This window comes from Methylomonas sp. ZR1, from assembly GCF_013141865.1.
GTDB lineage: Bacteria > Pseudomonadota > Gammaproteobacteria > Methylococcales > Methylomonadaceae > Methylomonas.
In genome coordinates, this window is the sequence record NZ_RCST01000001.1 from 709,123 (window position 1) to 725,506 (window position 16,384).

Sequence of the window (16,384 nt, forward strand, 5' to 3'; positions counted from 1 at the left end):
CTTAGGGCAACAGTTCAATATTCAGCAGCGCCACCAGCGTATTGGGTTGGCCTTGTAAAAATTTGATAATCTCCATGCGGGCAACGTCTGCGGGAACGTTTCGGGCTTGCATGGCCCGAAGTATCGTCTCAAAAACCAGACGCTGCTGCAGGCCATCCTCGTTTTGGTCGCGCCGACAGCCGAATTCATCCATCAGCGTAGAGCCGCAGCGGCAGTTTCTGAATACTTCCACTAGAATTAAGCCATCGTCCTCAATAGCCGACCGTAACGATGAACGGCCATGGGGCATGTCTTGGGTTTCGATGAAAAACTGCTCGGCCGAGAGATATACGTAACCGCAACTGCGACAGGTTTTCGGAAACGTTGAATCCAGCAAGGCTTGTAAACCGTCGAAATCTTGAATATCCATAGCAATAACCTGAGTCTTGAAATAACCGACAGCGTAAGTGCATTGTGCCATAATGCCAAAGGTCGGCAATCAGACTTGACCCTCCTGAGAATGGATCGCGGATGAGTATTTTAACGTGGAACGACCAACTATTGGTTGGTATAGAAAGTGTGGATAATCAGCATCGGCAACTGGTCGCGCTGATTAATCGCCTGGATGAATTAAACGCCTTGGGCGCGGACCTGCAAACCGTGCTGGAAACCGTCAAGCAGTTGGTCGAGTATACCGTCGAGCACTTCCAACACGAAGAGCAACTGATGATGGAGGCAGGCTTCAATCCGCGGATGCAGGACCAGCATTGCCAGCAACATCAAGAATTTATCGATAAAATGCAGCAAGTGCATGTCGAGGCGCAATCCGATGTTTCGGTCATTTCCAAGGATCTGTTGGATTTTTTGGTGGATTGGCTTTGCCACCATATTTTAAAAACCGACAAGTTGATGGCGATCAGCCTTAATCAGGGCATCGACGCCGAGCAAGTCAGTATCGATAAGGATGAACATGTCGATATTTTGCACAGCAATTTGTATTCGGCCTTGCGGGAAAGCGAAGAGCGTTTCAAGGAACTTGCCGACCATCTCCCGGCCCTGATCTGGATCACCAACGCCAAAAACCTGCCGATTTTCTGCAATCGTTTCTGGTTTAAAACCTTTCACATCGAACGCGGTTTCGTCGACCGCCGGCAATGGCTAAACACGATACACCCCGACGATAGGGACAAGGTGGTACAGACCTATCAGCAAGCCGCGCAGGAATTAACCAAGTTCAAGATTCAGTACCGGCTGTGTACCGAGGATGCCAAGGAAACCTGGATTCTGGAAACCGCTGTGCCCAGGATGCGCAAGAACGGTAAATTTGCCGGCTTGATGGGCTGTGGGATGGACATCAGCACGCAAAAGCAGGCGGAAACCGCTTTGCTGAAACTGAACCAACAACTGGAAGAACGGGTTCGCGAGCGCACCCAAGCGCTGACAGAAGCGAATCAGACGCTGCAGATGGAAAAAAACCAGCAAACCCTGCTCAATCAGAAACTTCAGGAAACTCAGGCCCATCTGGTGCAATCGGAAAAAATGGCCTCGATCGGCCAATTGGCGGCCGGGGTGGCGCACGAGATCAATAATCCGCTCGGTTATATTTATTCCAACCTTAACAGCCTGAAACAATACATACAAGAACTCACCAAGGCCGCCGAATTGGCTGAGCGTCTGGCCGGGCAACTGGCGGATAATCACCCGGACGTGCAAGCCTTTAAACAGTTTAAAAATACGGTCGATCTGGATTTTCTGAAAGATGACGCCGCCGACCTGGTGGAAGAGTCTCTGGAAGGTGCGACTCGCGCGAAGAAAATTGTCCAGGATTTACGCGATTTTTCCCGGATCGATAAGCAGGGCCGGGAGATGTTCGATTTGGAAGCCGGGATTGATGCCACCTTGAATATCGTCAACAACGAACTGAAATACAAGGCCGAAGTGGTGAAGGAATACGGCGGTATCAAACCTTTCGAATGCGTTGGCGCGCAGTTGAATCAGGTATTCATGAATCTATTGGTCAACGCCGCGCAAGCCATTGAAGATTTCGGCAAAATCACGGTGCGTACCGGCTATCAGGATGCCGATTGGGTTTGGGTGGACGTGGAGGATAACGGCCAAGGTATGAGCGAGGCAACCCGAATGCGGATATTCGATCCGTTTTTTACCACCAAGCCGGTCGGTAAAGGTACCGGCCTGGGCTTGTCGCTATCGTACAAAATCATCCAGGACCATCATGGTCGTATCGAGATAGATTCGGAAATAGGCCGAGGAACTCGGTTCCGGATTTATTTGCCGACCCGTACCCCTGCCAGTTAACGATTATCGCAGCCGCGCCATGACCGAGCTATCCCCAGACTCCCAAACCGTTGCCAATTTATTATTCGTCGATGACGAACCCAATGTCTTAAAGGCCCTGCGACGCCTGTTTCGCGGTGCGGAATATCAAGTCTATATGGCGGAGAGCGGCGCCGACGGCCTGGAGATTTTGGCGCAACAGCCCATCGATCTGATTATCTCCGACATGCGGATGCCGCAGATGGATGGGGCCGAGTTTCTCACCCGGGCGGCTGAACGTTGGCCGAATATCGTGCGAATTTTACTGACCGGCTATGCCGACATTGAATCGACCATCGCCGCCGTCAACAAAGGCAAGATCTACAGTTATTGCAGCAAGCCTTGGGAAGACAACGAACTGAAAATTCTGGTGAACAACGCGCTGGAACAAAAGCGCCTGCGCGACGAACGTCGGCAGCTGTTTGATATTATCAACCGGCAAAATCAGGAGCTGAAAGAGCTGAACGCCGGTTTGGAAGACAAGGTCGAAAAGCGCACCGAGCAGCTGAGAAAGTCTTTGCAGATGATCGATCAAGCCCACGATGCCTTAAAAAAACAGTATGCCGATTCGGTTAAGGTGTTCGCCAAAACCATCGAAATGCGGCCGGGCATCAAAAGCGGTCATGCCAAATATGTGGCGGAAAATGCCAGGGAAGTCGGACGGCGGCTGGGCATGGATGCCGCCGAGCTGAAGGATTTAGTTTATGCCGGCCTATTGCTGCAAATCGGCAAAATGAGTTTGCCGGACAGTTTGCTGACCCAGGCTTTGTTAAGCATGAACAGCCAGCAACGCAAACGCTACTTAAACCACGCTTTGGAAGGGCAAACGCTATTAAAAGGCCTGGAACCCTTGCATAACGCTGCCGAACTCATCGCCGCACAATATGAACATTTCGACGGTTCCGGCCAACCTTTGGGTTGGGCGGGCGCGGAGATACCCTTGGGTACCAGGATATTGACCCTGGTGCGCGACTATATCAATTATCTGGACGGCTCGATCACCGGCACCGCGATGACGACCGAGCAAGTGAAAGAGCGGCTGCTGAGTAAAAAAGCCAAGGACTACGACCCACGGGTGGTTGATACCTTTCTGGCGCTGCTTGCCGAATCGGAAACTGTCGACGAACGGCCGATTATCGAAATTTCCTGGACCCAGTTGCAAGCAGGCATGGAAGCCGCCGAGATTATTTGTAACGACGTGTTGTATTTAAAGAATCAGGTTCTCAACGAAAAAAACGTCGAAGACATTCTTGAACTCAGGAAGCAAAAGAAAAATCTGATTTTGCGGGTGAGAATGGGCAGTGAGCGACAACGCGGTTGAATAAGCCGGAACGGTGGAAACCCTTTTAGACAGGCAGGTAACTATGAGCAAAAAACACCCACCAAAGTCCGACAAACAGGTCTACAAAGATACCTTGCAGCAATTGCAGGTGGAACTGGTCAAGTTGCAGAATCACATCATCAAGCATGGCGACAAAATTCTGATCATCCTGGAAGGCCGCGATGCCGGCGGTAAAGACGGCACCATCAAGCGCATCATTCAACATCTTAGTCCTCGGGAAATCCGGGTGGTGGCACTGGGTAAACCGTCCGACCGCGATCTCAGCACCTGGTATTTTCAACGCTACACCCACCATTTGCCGGCCGCCCAGGAAATGGTGTTGTTCAATCGCAGTTGGTACAACCGGGCCGGCGTGGAGCGGGTGATGGGATTTTGCAACGACGACGAATACCACGAGTTCATCGAAACCGTCTCGCATTACGAACAGCTGCTGGTGCGCTCCGGCATCAAACTGCTGAAATACTATCTGGACATCAGCAAAGCCGAACAAAAAGAACGCTTAAAACAACGCCAAAAAGATCCGCTGAAGCAATGGAAAATCAGCCCCATCGACAAGGAAGCCCAAAAACACTGGCAGCAATACAGCGAAGCCCGCAACATCATGTTTGCCAGAACCCACCATTTATCCGCGCCCTGGACTGTCGTTAGATCCGACGATAAACAAGCCGCACGGATCAATATCATCAAGGATTTATTGTTTCGTTTGGACTACAAAGGCAAGGACGAATCGCTGGTCTTGCCTGATGCGAATATCGTATTTAATTACGAAGAAAGCTATTTACACAATGGCATGATTGCGCCGTGAGGTTTAGGTGGGAAAAGTGTTGGACGGGTGTTACTGCTCTTAAAATAAGTTAAGCCATATTCATGCGATAATACGCGCATGAAATGTAAACGAGATTCCGATGGTCGAGAAATTGATCACCATACCCTGCAAGTAATGCGTCAGCAGGCGGTCAAAGCAGTGAAAAACGGGCAGACCGCTGCCAGCGTAGCGGCAGTCATGGGCGTCAACATCCGCACCGTGTTTCGCTGGCTATCAGACTTTGCGACCGGGGGGCAAAACGCCCTGCTGGCCAAGAAGATCACGGGGCGTCCACCGCTGGTGACGCCTGAAGAAATGCGCTGGATTGCCGAGATGGTGCGAGATAAAACGCCCTGGCAGATGAAACTGGAGTGTGGCTTGTGGACCTTGTCGTTGATCGGCGAAATCATTCACCGCCAGTTTGGTAAGCGCCTGACCGCACCGAGTGTGGGGCGGATCATGCGGATTCTCGGCTTTACCCCGCAAAAGCCCTTATATCGGGCTTGGCAGCAAGACCCGGTGCTGGTGGAAAAGTGGCAGGCTGACGAGTTTCCTGCCTTGAAGGCCGAAGCGAAACGCACCGGCGCGGTGATTTATTTTGCTGACGAAGCGGGCGTCCGTTCTGACTTTCATGCCGGCACTACCTGGGCGCCGGTCGGACGCACACCCATCGTGAAGGCAACCGGGCGCCGATATGGTTTGAATCTGATCTCGGCGGTCAGTGCGCGGGGCGATTTTCGCTTCATGGTGCAGGAAGGCAACGTCACCGCCGAGGTATTTGTTGAATTCTTGAAGCGCCTGCTGCGCGGTGCCGAACAGCCGATCATTCTGGTCGTCGACGGCCATCCGATTCACAAGACCAAGATCGTAAAAACCTTTGTGGACCAGCAGCAAGGCCGGTTGAAATTGGCCTTTTTGCCACCGTATGCGCCGCAATTGAATCCCGATGAACAGGTCTGGGGCTATATCAAGCCGCGTGTCGCCAAGCAAATGCCGGAAAATAAAATCGAATTAAAGAAACTCGTTCAATCGGCCATGCACCGATTACAGAAACTCCCGGATGTCGTGAAATCTTTCTTTAGGCATCCGGAATGTCGATATGCTGGCGAGTGACAATACTTTCTTTATGAGCAGTAAATGCCTATATGCACTGAGCAAGCCATATTCAAATGTAGGGTGGGCAACGCTTTTCTGCCCACCATTTCGCGCGATTGCTTTAATTCCGCGTGGGCACAAAAACCGTGCCCACCCTACCTGACTAACCCTTCAGCTTGAATTCACAAACTCGGAGAAATCATGGGAATTTTTGACTTTCTGAAATCAATCGGTAAAAAAGAAGAACCCACCAATAAAAGCATCCTTCTGCCTCAACCCAACAATTCAATGCCAACAATAAAACCAGATAAAGAAATCTTTGAATGCTATGACGAGGTTTTCAAGACAATGATTTCTGACATATCTGGTTTAACAGAAAATGAAGGGAAGGAAATTCACTCCATTATAAAAAAATGCGATGGTGGATTCCTTAACATGGGTGGCTATCACTCTATTGTATGGGAAAAATATTTCAAAGGTAGGGATTGGCAATGGGATGAATATGAGGAATGGAATAGCAGATTCACAAAAATTGGAAAATTTCCGTCAAGCTTTCCGAAGAATAAAGTATTCACCGCAGCAACGAGCGAAGACGCACTTGGTCAATTAAAGGTTAGCGAGCTTAAATCTCTATGCACTGAACACCAACTGACAGCCCCAGCAAAAGCGAAGAAAAATGATTTGGTTGACTTGCTGAAATCAATTTCAGACATAGCCAGCAACCCATTAGTTGCTCAAAAAATTGAGGCGCTAAACGATCGATTTAGTTACGGTCTTTATTCTCTGCTCATGAGAACCATAAACTTTAGAGGCAAATATTTATATGACCTCAGAAGATCTGAAAAAGCTGGCGTAAAGAAATTCAAAATACTTTACGTAAATGAGGAAGACAAAGAATTTGTTGAAATGGCATTGAAAATAAAACCCAATGCACTACACCCTGTTTTTCCGTCCGATATGAGTATGAAGCAACCTGTGATCGAATTTTAGAAAAGTAATATTAAATGAAGAAAATTATTTACTGCCTTGTTAAAGTATTCAAAGACAGCGACGAAGCTTATGCAGACGCATTTTTAAATAATGGGGAAATGTATTGCCAAGCTTTAAGAAATTTCAAAGCAATTGAAGGCAATGAAGTAAGAGGAGATAGATATGAAGGGTTAATTCTTTTTCTTCAACCGAAAGACTGCATTATTTCTCTAAAACTGCCACAAAATATAGAAGGACTCCCAGATGATGAAATAACAATCACAGAAGCCGATCTGGCCGCTCCAACAGCAGTACAAACAACAGAATATGATTATTATAAAATATATTGCATGTATGCAATAGCAATCGATGACTTCAGATTTGAATATTCAACCGAAGAGGAAAGGGTGTCCCTTCAAAAAGAAATAAATTACCGCATAAGCGAGCAAATTAAAATTGAAGAAAAAATATCTTCTGAGCTTGGCAATATAGCGATTGTCATAACTAACGTGCGAAAATTTATAGATCGAGTAAAAGAGCATTGCGATAAAGAAATGCACCACGGTCTTGTTGGATATTTTAATGATGAAGCGACTAGCACCAAATTCCAAGGAGTTGAGTCAATTTTCAGGAAAAGAAAATTGTATGCATATCAAAACGAATATAGATTTGCATTTTTCGCGACAGACGAATTAAATAGCGAAACATTTCATGTTGGCGACTTGAAAGACATTGCATATAAAACTACTGTCGATGAACTGAAAAAATCAATAATTTCGTTAGATTAGGCACTACCTGGTTTCTAACAGCACCTTATTGTGACAATACGAAAGTTTACAATATAAGCGTCTACCAACAGCTAAAACAGCCGCGTAGGGCGCATTAGCGTTAGCGTAATGCGCCGAATGATTTAAGGCCAACATACGGCGCAATACGGCTACGCCTATTGACGCCCTACATTTTCAACACTAGATAGGGCCGAAGCAACAGCCGATAAGCGCCGCCGCTCCGGTCGTATGCAACGATAGGCTTACTTAGCCGGTTCCGCAGGCTTTGCCGAGGCCGCTGCCGGAGCAGGCGCATCAACTTTCGCTGGCGCCGCTTTTTCCTCCACCTGGGCCGCTTGTTCCGTTTCTTGCTTGGGTCCGATATAGCCTTTATGCCAAGCGTAGGCCGCGCCGGCCAGCAGGATCAGCAAAAACACGTAGCTTTTCCAATGGCTTTGCTTTTCGCCGAATGGATCGACCATTTGCATTTCCGCGTCTTTCGGTAATTTGGCGATGCCGGTCAACAAGCGGCCGAACGGGATGTTGATAAAGGCTTTGGCATTCACCGCCCAGCCGCAGGCGTCCAGAACCGGTGCCAGATTGCGTTGGCGTAGTTTCAAATAAGCGATAAACATGGATGGGCCGGAAATCGCGAGCATCACGCCGATGATGGCCAGCGGCATTTGCCACCAAACCAAGCCCATGAAGCTGCTCATCACGGTGGCCAGCGCAGTACCGATCGCGCCGATTGCCAAGCCGATGGCGGCGAAAATCCCGGCAAATTTGCCGACGTCGAACGGGGCCGGCGGTTCCTTGCCTTGTCCGGCATTCGCGCCGGCTTCGGAAATGCCTTTAAACGTATTTTCGTGCGCCGCTTTGTCGCGGGCCGACGCACTTTTTTCCATTTGCTCGTTAATCATCCGCGCGACACGTTTATAAGGCGCCCAGAATGCTTCTTTGATGCTGATCGGGTTTTCGATGATTTTGACGATGGTCGCATCCCAGTCCAAGCCATTGCGGTCGTAAAACACGCCGTTGCGGCCGACGCGCAAATTGTCGCTGTCGCCGCCGGTAAAGGCCGCGGCGATGGTCAGGGTTTCGTTGCTGCCTTGGCGGCGGCAGACGCAATAGGCCAGAAAGATTTTGCTCAGTTCCGCCAATTTGCTATGGCTGTCCACGTCATCCACTTTCACGCACAATTGGCAGCTTCTGCCGTCCAGATACAAGGTACCGGCTTGGAAAATAGCGTGCGGTTCCGGGCTGTAAAAATCGCGAAACGACACGAAGTTGTTTAATAAGGTGTACAGATCGCGGTAGTAATGCAGCAAGCGCACGACAGAATCGATGGCTTTGGCGTGCGGTTCCAGAGCCAAATCCTGTTCGACCAAGCCGGTCAATTTGGCTTGCGTATCGCTTTGCAACAGCGTTTTGATGCGCTCCAGCCCCAAGCTTTCGACGGCATTGGCAGGTTTTTTCTGCAACCAAGCCTGGTAATCGGCGAATTGGCCGACCACGCTTTGCCATTGTGCGTCGGACAAGCTATCCAAAGTGCCCAGCAGCGGTGTCAGCACCTGGGTTTTTAACTGGTCTATCGCCGCCCGCCAAGCCGGATTCAAGCCGGCATTTAACGGCAAGTTAGCGCCGGCGGCGATAGCGGCCAGCGGCAGTTTAGCCAGCTCTTCACTGCCGGCGGATAAATCGATGCCGGCCAGTTGCTCGTAGCGGCTGTCGGCTGGGTTCAACAACTCGGTTGCGCCGGTGTCGAATTCCGCTAATTGGCAGCGGGTAAAAAAGTCGTCGATTTTGGGTTTTACTTGCGCCAGCAAGGCCGCTGCCGCTTCGGTGTCGGCGATTTGATTGCGAATCCGCACGGCTTCTGCGTCGCTCTGTTGCCACCAATCGAAGTATGCGCCGGCATCTTTAAAAAATTGCTCGATTTTTTCCAGATTAATACCCGGCTCGCCGCAGCGATCCTCAACCTCGCCCAAGCAGGCGATGATGTCGGTGATGGCTTGCTGGCCGGCCTCGTCGCCGGCGGCTTTAATCGGAATAATGCCGTCGCCGTTAAATTGGGTGTTGGCGAAAATCTTGGTCATATCGGCCAGATCGTCGGCGGTGATTTGGCTTACATCCGCCTTGCCCAGGTTTTTTAAGATCTCAATGGCGGAGGCCAGTAGCTGTTGACCTTCTTCATCTTGATCGTTAATTGCCGCCAGCGGCAGGGTCGTGTTTTGTTGGATCAAATCGGCCGGGTTTTTCAGCACTTTACTCACCCAACGCACCGCTTCGATGACCTCGTTCGCTCTGATGCGGCCGTCGTTATCGGTATCCAGCAACGCCAGGGTTTGGTTGTCGAAGAACAAGCCGTGGGTCGGGCAACTCAGCGCCGCCCATAATTTCTGATCCAGTTCAGGCAGTCCGATTAAATCGCTACCGCGCTGCAATTCAACCTGATCGAAACCGCCGAGTCGGGCAAACCGCCATTTTTCGGCAACATTGCGGCTGGATATGGGCGTCATGGTGTGTCTCCTGTGTTGAGTAGTTTTTGTTATGTCTATCACGAAATTTCGCTAGTTTTACAGACTTGGGTCGCCTGACGCAACTTGCTTTGTTGGGTTGCAGGCCGGGCAGGAGACTTGCAATAACTCGCCGCTATGTCTATGCCTTAAAGGACGGGCACGGCCATCCAATTGGTTCATATCTTGGTAAAGCCGGTTTTCGTGATTGATCACTTCGCGTTCGTGCTCAAAAGGGTACAAAGTCTGGGCCATGCCGCCGCCGTCTATGAAATGCCGGCTGTCCAGCAACATCAATTTGGCATGCAGCAACTCGTGCAGTAAGGCGTCGGCAGGCGAGATGCTACAGGCGGGTGTACTGTCGCAGCCCGGTTCGTTCAGCAATTGCGCACCCAAGCGGGTATCGAAATAAATCGTTACGCTATCCACACCAAATTCGTTGCCAAAAGCCTGGGTTTGCCAGGTGTTTTGCCGGTATTTGAGTACGAGTTTTTGGCCGCGCAGTTCGTTAAGCAAATTCACGGCTTGCGGGTAGTGCGAAAAGTAGTCGGCCATCACCGCCAGATCCGCGCGGATATTAGAGGGATCGGCGGACTCGGCCTGGTAGATGGTGCTTAGAAAATTGGCAATTTCCGTTTTCGCCAGCGCATCGCTGTTCAGCGTGGCCTGCTTTTGACTGTAGGCCGCCATCACTTCCGCGGCGCTGGGCGGTTTACGCAGACGCAAGCGTATCGTGGCTGCGCCGTCCTGATCGACCGATAGCTTGGCCTGCATGCTGTTGACCGGTTCGGCCAATTGGCTGGCGACGGCCGGCACGGCATTGACCGGCTGCAAATCGTTGGCGCTTACGATGCGCGAAGAGCCCAGCATGCCGATGCAAAAACTCAATACCAGACTGACTTCGCGGCGGCGGTTATGCTGGATAGTGCTATCGTCGCGCTGCCGGTTGTCTTCTTTAAGATAGATGTCGTAGCGCCGGGCTATTGCTGCCAATTCGGCATAAGCTGAGGCGGCGTCGCGGCTCAGGCCGGCTTGACACACCAGGGCCGGATTGCCGCCGATTAAACAGGGATGCAGAAAGTTGCGGTCCGGCGGCTGTTGCAAATACCAGCGATTTAAATCGCTGGCTAATTTGTCGATTCCCTCAATGCGGCTCGCCTCGCCGCCAAAGGCCTGTGCCAGGGTTGATAATCCATTCATGTGCTTAGTTAATGTGGGTGGGTTCAGTTTTTCGACCGACTTTATCAGCGCTTTAGGGCTACCGGCAAGCCAGCTGCCGACGCAGATGGGTGGCTATCGGCCGGGCCGGCTTTGTCATAAAACAGTCATGTTTTCCCAGCATAATCCAAGCATGATGAAATTTGCGGGATATTCAAGATTTGCTTTCGATTGGAAATCAGCGGCGTGTGGATTAGGCGGCGGCGTTTCTTTGCCATGGCTTGCCACAGCGCTGGCGACGGTTTATTTGCTTGCGGTGTTGTATGCCAACCTGCCCGATGCGTTGGCCGATGTCGACCAGATGCCGGCAGAGTCCGCAGCGCCCATCTCACCCGAAATGGTCACGCAAAATCCGCCCATGGATTTGTCGGAAATCGGCACTTGGCATTTGTTCGGGCAAAGCCCGGATAGCGTATCTGGTGATGGCGCCGTTGCGGAGACGCAATCGCAACTCAAACTGCTGGGCATCCTGTTTTTATCCAAGAATCCGGAAAATGCCAGCGGCATCATCCAAACCGACGACGGCCAGCAAAAGAAATATAGGCTGGGCGATGAACTGCCCGGCGGCGCGGTGTTGCAGTCTGTCCAAGCCGACCGGGTGTTGCTGAAGCGTGGCGAACGCCGGGAATCCCTGTTATTAAAAAAAGATAGCGTCCACGCGCCATCCGCCGCCGAATAATTCCCTCCCTTATAAACTGCAAATGAAAACACGCTTGTTGATCGGCTTGCTGCTGGCCATATTCTGCCCGATGGTACTGGCGGAAAAAGACGAATTCTCGCTGAATCTGAAAGATGTCGATATTCGCGCCCTGATCGAAACGGTTGCCGATGTCACCGGTAAAAACTTTATTATCGATCCGCGCATTACCGGCAATATCTCGGTGGTGACTTCCACGCCCATGAAGTCCGCGCAAGTCTACGATGTATTCCTGTCCATACTAAAGGTGCACGGATACTCCGCGATTCCGAACGGCAATGTGGTGAAGATTATTCCCAACGTCACCGCCAAGCAGGACGGCGAGGAAAGCGAGTTGCGCGGCAACCCACAGAACGGCGACGAGCAACTGACCAGGGTGTTACAGGTGCATCATGTCGATGCCACGCAACTGGTACAGACCCTGTTGCCGTTGATGCCGCAATACGCCTTTATCGGCGCCGTGCCGGAAAGTAACACCGTCATCCTGTCCGATACCGCCGCGAATGTTAAGCGCTTGGCAGCGATGATCAAGCAAATCGATAAAAGCGATTTACAAAACATTGAAATCATCAATCTGCGGCATGCCAACGCCGCCGATTTGATACTGCCGCTGAATACGCTGATTACCAGCAATAATGCCGGAAAAACCACGGCTGTCCCGCCGCCCATGGTGGCCGACGAACGCTCCAATTCCATTATTCTGGGCGGCGACCCGGAGATGCGTTTGCAGATGCGCGCCTTGATCGCCAATCTGGATACGCCGATGGAAAAAGCCGGCAATACAGAAGTAATTTATATGCGTTATGCGGTAGCCAAGGAATTGGTGGAAACGCTGACCGGGGTGGGGTCTTTGAAGGACGAAAAAGCCGATCAAGCCAAAACCAAAGCCACTACTGCCAAGGACTTTGACATTCGGGCCGACGAGGCCGCCAATGCGCTGATTATCACGGCGCCGCACGATTTGATGCTGACTTTGAAATCGGTGGTCCGGCAGCTGGACGTGCGCCGCGCGCAAGTGCATATCGAAGCGATTATTGCTGAAGTCAGCTACGACAAATCGCAGAACATCGGCGTCGAATGGCAAACCAAGGACGATGGCAGTGTGTTTGCGGCCAGCAGAAAGGGCGAAGGCAACTCTTTGAATTTGTCGCAATTCATTACCTCCGCCGGCAAGGGCCTGAGCATCGGTTATCTAGCCGGTAGCGAACTAAAAGCCTTGCTGACCGCCTTTGCCAGCGATACCGACGTCAACGTGTTATCCACGCCGTCGCTGGTGACGATGGATAACGAAGAAGCCAGCATGATAGTTGGCCGTAACATCCCGTTAACCACCGGCCAATACACGCCGTCGGTCGGCGGCAGCTTGAGCACGCCGTTTCAGACTATCCAGCGCGAAGACATCGGTATCAAACTCAAAGTCTTGCCGCAGATCAACGAAGGCAACGCAGTTAAATTGAAAGTCGCGCAAGAGGTCTCCAGTGTGGTGCAAGGCACAACCGGCGCCGATTTGCAGACCAATAAGCGCAAAATCGAAACCAGCGTATTGGTCGATGACGGCAAGGTCCTGGTATTGGGCGGCTTGATCGAAGACGACATCACCGAAACCGTGGATAAAGTGCCACTGTTGGGGGACATTCCTTATCTGGGCTATTTGTTCCAAACCAATTCCACGACCATCACCAAAAAGAATCTGATGGTGTTTTTGCGCCCGCAAATCATCCGGGACGCGGGTAAATCCAGCGGTTTGACCCACGACAAATACAACTACATTCGCGACAAGCAGCAAGAGTTTAACGAAGACGGCGTATTGTTGATGCCGGAGCAGAAACAGCCGTTGCTGGACAATTTACCGGACGACAATTTGGCCGGGCAAGACAATCGCGGCGAGGCTGGCGGCAATGGCCAGCGCTGAACCGACAGCGCCAGCGCCGACCGACATCAGGCTGCCGTCATACGGTTTTGCCAAGCGCCACGGCGTGCTGGTCGCGGAATGTTCGGCGAAGCAGGCGCGTATCGTTTACCAACCAAAAGCCACGGTAACGGCTTTGCTTGAAATCCGCCGCTTCGTTGCTAGACCGGCCAGTTACGAAGCGGTGGGTGCGGAGGAATTCGAACGGCTGTTGCAGGCGGTTTACGAACATAAAACCGGCCATGCCCAGCAAATGGTGGCCGATATGCAGGACAATCTGGATCTGTCGGAGATGGCGCAGCATCTGCCCAAGCCGGAAGACTTGCTGGAAAGCGAGGACGAAGCGCCCATCATCCGTTTGATCAATGCGCTGCTGACCGAAGCCATCAAGGAAAACGCCTCGGACATTCATATCGAGTCCTACGAAAAACGCATGGTGGTGCGGTTTCGGGTGGACGGCACCTTGCGGGAGATTATCGAACCGCAACGCGAATTTGCACCGATGGTGATTTCCCGCCTGAAAGTCATGGCCAAGCTGGACATCGCCGAGAAGCGTTTGCCGCAGGACGGCCGCATCTCCCTGAATATCGGCGGCCGCACCGTGGACGTGCGGGTATCGACTTTGCCTTCCGGCCACGGCGAGCGGGTGGTGTTGCGCTTGCTGGATAAGCAGGCTAATCAGTTAAGCCTTAGACAAGTCGGCATGTCGGATTACGAACTTGACAGCATTCAGCAGATGATCGCCCGGCCGCATGGCATTATTTTAGTGACTGGGCCGACCGGTTCCGGCAAGACCACCAGCTTGTACGCGGTGGTTAATCAATTGAACCAACGCAGCCGCAATATTCTCACCGTCGAAGACCCTATCGAATATTACCTGGACGGCGTCGGCCAAACTCAGGTTAATGCCAAGGTAGACATGACCTTTGCCAAGGGCTTGCGTGCAATTTTGCGCCAGGACCCGGACATCGTGATGGTCGGCGAGATTCGCGACCGGGAAACCGCCGAAATTGCCGTGCAAGCGAGCTTGACCGGACATTTGGTGCTATCGACTTTGCATACCAATACCGCCGTCGGCGCCATCACCCGGCTGCGGGATATGGGCATAGAACCGTTCTTGTTGGCCTCCAGCTTGGTCGGCGTGATTGCGCAACGGCTACTACGCAAATTGTGTCCGCATTGCAAAACGCCGGAGCAGGTGCCGGCGCGGGATTTAGCCAAGCTGGGTTATGGCGGCGATGCCGACCAATTCGTAACTGTGTATCAAGCCCAAGGTTGTCCGCAATGTCATAACCACGGTTACAAAGGCCGGGCTGGGATCTTTGAAATGATCATGCTAGATAGCGTGATGCAGCAGTTAATCCATGACGGCGCCGGTGACCTGGAACTGGAACGGCATGCCCGATTGACTTCGCGCAGCATTCAGCAAAGCGCGCTGGAAAAAGTCCTGAATGGCGACACCAGCATCGACGAAGCCATCCGCATCACCTTAAAAGATTAAAAATCGGCCATGGCGGTATTCGAATATAAAGCGCTGAACGGCAAGGGCAAGGCGGTTAAAAGCACGATTGAAAGCGACACCATCAAAACCGCGCGCCAGCAATTAAAAGTCAACGACTTAACCCTGCTGGACATTCAGGAAGTTCATAAAAAAGAACGCACAGGCCAGTCGCCGTTTTTAGCTCAAAACATCGGCATGCGCGCGTTGGCGCATATCACCCGGCAGTTGGCGGCTTTGCTGAAGTCCGGTTTGGCGATAGACGAAGCACTGGGCATTATCGCTCGGCAATTGGAATCCAATCGCGCCAGACGGATTTTGCTTGCGATCAGGAGCCGGATTCTGGAAGGCCAAAGCCTGGCCGTGGCCTGTCAGGCATTTCCCAGTACCTTTCCGCCCTTGTACCGCGCCACTATCGAAGCCGGCGAATCGTCGGGCAAGTTGGATCAGGTCTTGGAAAAACTGGCCGATTATCTCAGCGACAAAGGCCAGCTGCATCGCAAGTTGCAGATGGCGATGATTTATCCGGTGTTGCTGTCGTCCGTGTCCGTACTGGTGGTCGTCGGCCTGTTGGCTTACGTGGTGCCGGAAATCACCGGCGTGTTCGACAAAATGGGCCACGAACTGCCGGCCATTACCCAAGGGCTGATTAGTTGCAGCGATTTTTTGCAGAGCAATGGCTTGCTGCTGCTGGCTATTGGCGGGGCTTTATCGGTAGCCGCCAAGCTGATTCTGCGACGGGAGCGGCCGCGCATGCTGTTTCACCGTTGGCTGCTGACCATGCCGATTACCGCCCGCTTTTCCAAAGGCTTAAACACCGCGCGATTTACCCGCACCTTGGCAATTTTGACCAATAGCGGCGTGGAGTTGCTGGAAGCGCTAAAAATATCCAGCCAGGTTTTGTCCAACAACGCCATGCAGCAAGCGGTGGCGCATACCGCGATTCGCGTGCGGGAAGGCCAGAGCCTGAATAAGGCGCTGGAAGCCAGCGGCTTCTTCCCGCCGGTGACGATACATTTGGTCGCCAGCGGCGAGGCCAGCGGCCAATTGCCGCGCATGCTGGAAAGCGCCGCCGACGATCAGGAGCGCGATATTCAGGCGCTGACCGAATTGACCATGGGTTTGTTCGAGCCGGCTCTGATTTTGTTCATGGGCCTGGTGGTGCTGACCATCGTACTGGCGATTCTGTTACCGATATTTGAAATGAACCAGCTGATTAGATAGCGGTTTTGTCATACGCCTGTCACGTTATCTT

13 protein-coding genes are annotated in these 16,384 nt (G+C 51.9%); 10 read left to right on the forward strand and 3 right to left on the reverse strand.

The genetic code is table 11. From position 1 onward, the window contains the following. Position 1: 1 nt before the first annotated feature. Complete coding sequence (locus DDY07_RS03245) at positions 2–409, reverse strand: oxidoreductase (protein WP_171694787.1); 408 nt, start codon at positions 407–409, stop codon at positions 2–4. A 101-nt stretch (positions 410–510) separates the two neighbouring features. Here DDY07_RS03245 and DDY07_RS03250 point away from each other — a divergent pair, with 101 nt between their 5' ends. The 6 genes from DDY07_RS03250 (at position 511) to DDY07_RS03275 (ending at position 7,312) form a co-directional block, all read left to right on the forward strand. Next, positions 511–2,295 (forward strand): bacteriohemerythrin, encoded by a 1,785-nt coding sequence (locus DDY07_RS03250; RefSeq protein ID WP_171694788.1) that lies wholly within the window; start codon positions 511–513, stop codon positions 2,293–2,295. A gap of 19 nt (positions 2,296–2,314) precedes the next feature. Beyond that, the gene (locus DDY07_RS03255; protein ID WP_171694789.1) at positions 2,315–3,634 is read left to right on the forward strand and encodes an HD domain-containing phosphohydrolase; all 1,320 of its coding nucleotides are present in this window, start codon (positions 2,315–2,317) and stop codon (positions 3,632–3,634) included. Positions 3,635–3,677: 43 nt separating this feature from the next. Then, entirely contained in the window at positions 3,678–4,460 is a 783-nt protein-coding gene (ppk2, locus tag DDY07_RS03260; RefSeq protein WP_171694790.1) for a polyphosphate kinase 2, read from the forward strand. A gap of 78 nt (positions 4,461–4,538) precedes the next feature. Beyond that, positions 4,539–5,573 (forward strand): IS630 family transposase, encoded by a 1,035-nt coding sequence (locus DDY07_RS03265; RefSeq protein ID WP_171694791.1) that lies wholly within the window; start codon positions 4,539–4,541, stop codon positions 5,571–5,573. 183 nt (positions 5,574–5,756) lie between these two features. After that, positions 5,757–6,545, forward strand: a complete 789-nt coding sequence (locus DDY07_RS03270; protein ID WP_171694792.1) for a hypothetical protein — start codon at positions 5,757–5,759, stop codon at positions 6,543–6,545. Between the two features lie 14 nt (positions 6,546–6,559). Continuing rightward, the gene (locus DDY07_RS03275) at positions 6,560–7,312 is read left to right on the forward strand and encodes a hypothetical protein (protein WP_171694793.1); all 753 of its coding nucleotides are present in this window, start codon (positions 6,560–6,562) and stop codon (positions 7,310–7,312) included. Positions 7,313–7,554: 242 nt separating this feature from the next. Here the strand turns inward: DDY07_RS03275 and DDY07_RS03280 are convergent, their stop codons facing one another. Together DDY07_RS03280 and DDY07_RS03285 are read right to left on the reverse strand one after the other, a co-directional pair. Then, positions 7,555–9,810, reverse strand: coding sequence for a hypothetical protein (locus DDY07_RS03280; protein ID WP_171694794.1), 2,256 nt, complete (start codon positions 9,808–9,810; stop codon positions 7,555–7,557). Between the two features lie 57 nt (positions 9,811–9,867). Next, positions 9,868–11,007 carry a hypothetical protein gene (locus tag DDY07_RS03285; RefSeq protein WP_171694795.1) on the reverse strand — a complete coding sequence of 380 codons (1,140 nt, stop codon included), beginning with the start codon at positions 11,005–11,007 and terminating at the stop codon, positions 9,868–9,870. A gap of 151 nt (positions 11,008–11,158) precedes the next feature. Here DDY07_RS03285 and DDY07_RS03290 point away from each other — a divergent pair, with 151 nt between their 5' ends. From DDY07_RS03290 to gspF, 4 genes are read left to right on the forward strand one after another with little or no spacing between them, the layout of a single operon-like run. Then, positions 11,159–11,704 (forward strand): type II secretion system protein N, encoded by a 546-nt coding sequence (locus DDY07_RS03290; RefSeq protein ID WP_171694796.1) that lies wholly within the window; start codon positions 11,159–11,161, stop codon positions 11,702–11,704. A 22-nt stretch (positions 11,705–11,726) separates the two neighbouring features. Continuing rightward, positions 11,727–13,634 (forward strand): type II secretion system secretin GspD, encoded by a 1,908-nt coding sequence (gspD, locus tag DDY07_RS03295; protein WP_171694797.1) that lies wholly within the window; start codon positions 11,727–11,729, stop codon positions 13,632–13,634. Next, on the forward strand, positions 13,621–15,132 hold the full coding sequence (gene gspE, locus DDY07_RS03300; RefSeq protein WP_171694798.1) for a type II secretion system ATPase GspE: 1,512 nt from the start codon (positions 13,621–13,623) through the stop codon (positions 15,130–15,132). The genes gspD and gspE overlap by 14 nt, the downstream gene beginning before the upstream one ends. A gap of 9 nt (positions 15,133–15,141) precedes the next feature. Next, positions 15,142–16,353 carry a type II secretion system inner membrane protein GspF gene (gspF, locus tag DDY07_RS03305; protein ID WP_171694799.1) on the forward strand — a complete coding sequence of 404 codons (1,212 nt, stop codon included), beginning with the start codon at positions 15,142–15,144 and terminating at the stop codon, positions 16,351–16,353. Positions 16,354–16,384: the final 31 nt, after the last annotated feature.

Coding starts and splice junctions, on each gene's coding strand:
- DDY07_RS03255 (WP_171694789.1), top strand. CDS start 2,315: ATGACCGAGCTATCCCCAGACTCCCAAACCGTTGCCAATTTATTATTC.
- DDY07_RS03290 (WP_171694796.1), top strand. CDS start 11,159: ATGATGAAATTTGCGGGATATTCAAGATTTGCTTTCGATTGGAAATCA.
- DDY07_RS03280 (WP_171694794.1), bottom strand. CDS start 9,810: ATGACGCCCATATCCAGCCGCAATGTTGCCGAAAAATGGCGGTTTGCC.
- DDY07_RS03245 (WP_171694787.1), bottom strand. CDS start 409: ATGGATATTCAAGATTTCGACGGTTTACAAGCCTTGCTGGATTCAACG.
- DDY07_RS03285 (WP_171694795.1), bottom strand. CDS start 11,007: ATGAATGGATTATCAACCCTGGCACAGGCCTTTGGCGGCGAGGCGAGC.
- DDY07_RS03270 (WP_171694792.1), top strand. CDS start 5,757: ATGGGAATTTTTGACTTTCTGAAATCAATCGGTAAAAAAGAAGAACCC.
- gspF (WP_171694799.1), top strand. CDS start 15,142: ATGGCGGTATTCGAATATAAAGCGCTGAACGGCAAGGGCAAGGCGGTT.
- gspE (WP_171694798.1), top strand. CDS start 13,621: ATGGCCAGCGCTGAACCGACAGCGCCAGCGCCGACCGACATCAGGCTG.
- DDY07_RS03250 (WP_171694788.1), top strand. CDS start 511: ATGAGTATTTTAACGTGGAACGACCAACTATTGGTTGGTATAGAAAGT.
- ppk2 (WP_171694790.1), top strand. CDS start 3,678: ATGAGCAAAAAACACCCACCAAAGTCCGACAAACAGGTCTACAAAGAT.
- gspD (WP_171694797.1), top strand. CDS start 11,727: ATGAAAACACGCTTGTTGATCGGCTTGCTGCTGGCCATATTCTGCCCG.
- DDY07_RS03275 (WP_171694793.1), top strand. CDS start 6,560: ATGAAGAAAATTATTTACTGCCTTGTTAAAGTATTCAAAGACAGCGAC.
- DDY07_RS03265 (WP_171694791.1), top strand. CDS start 4,539: ATGAAATGTAAACGAGATTCCGATGGTCGAGAAATTGATCACCATACC.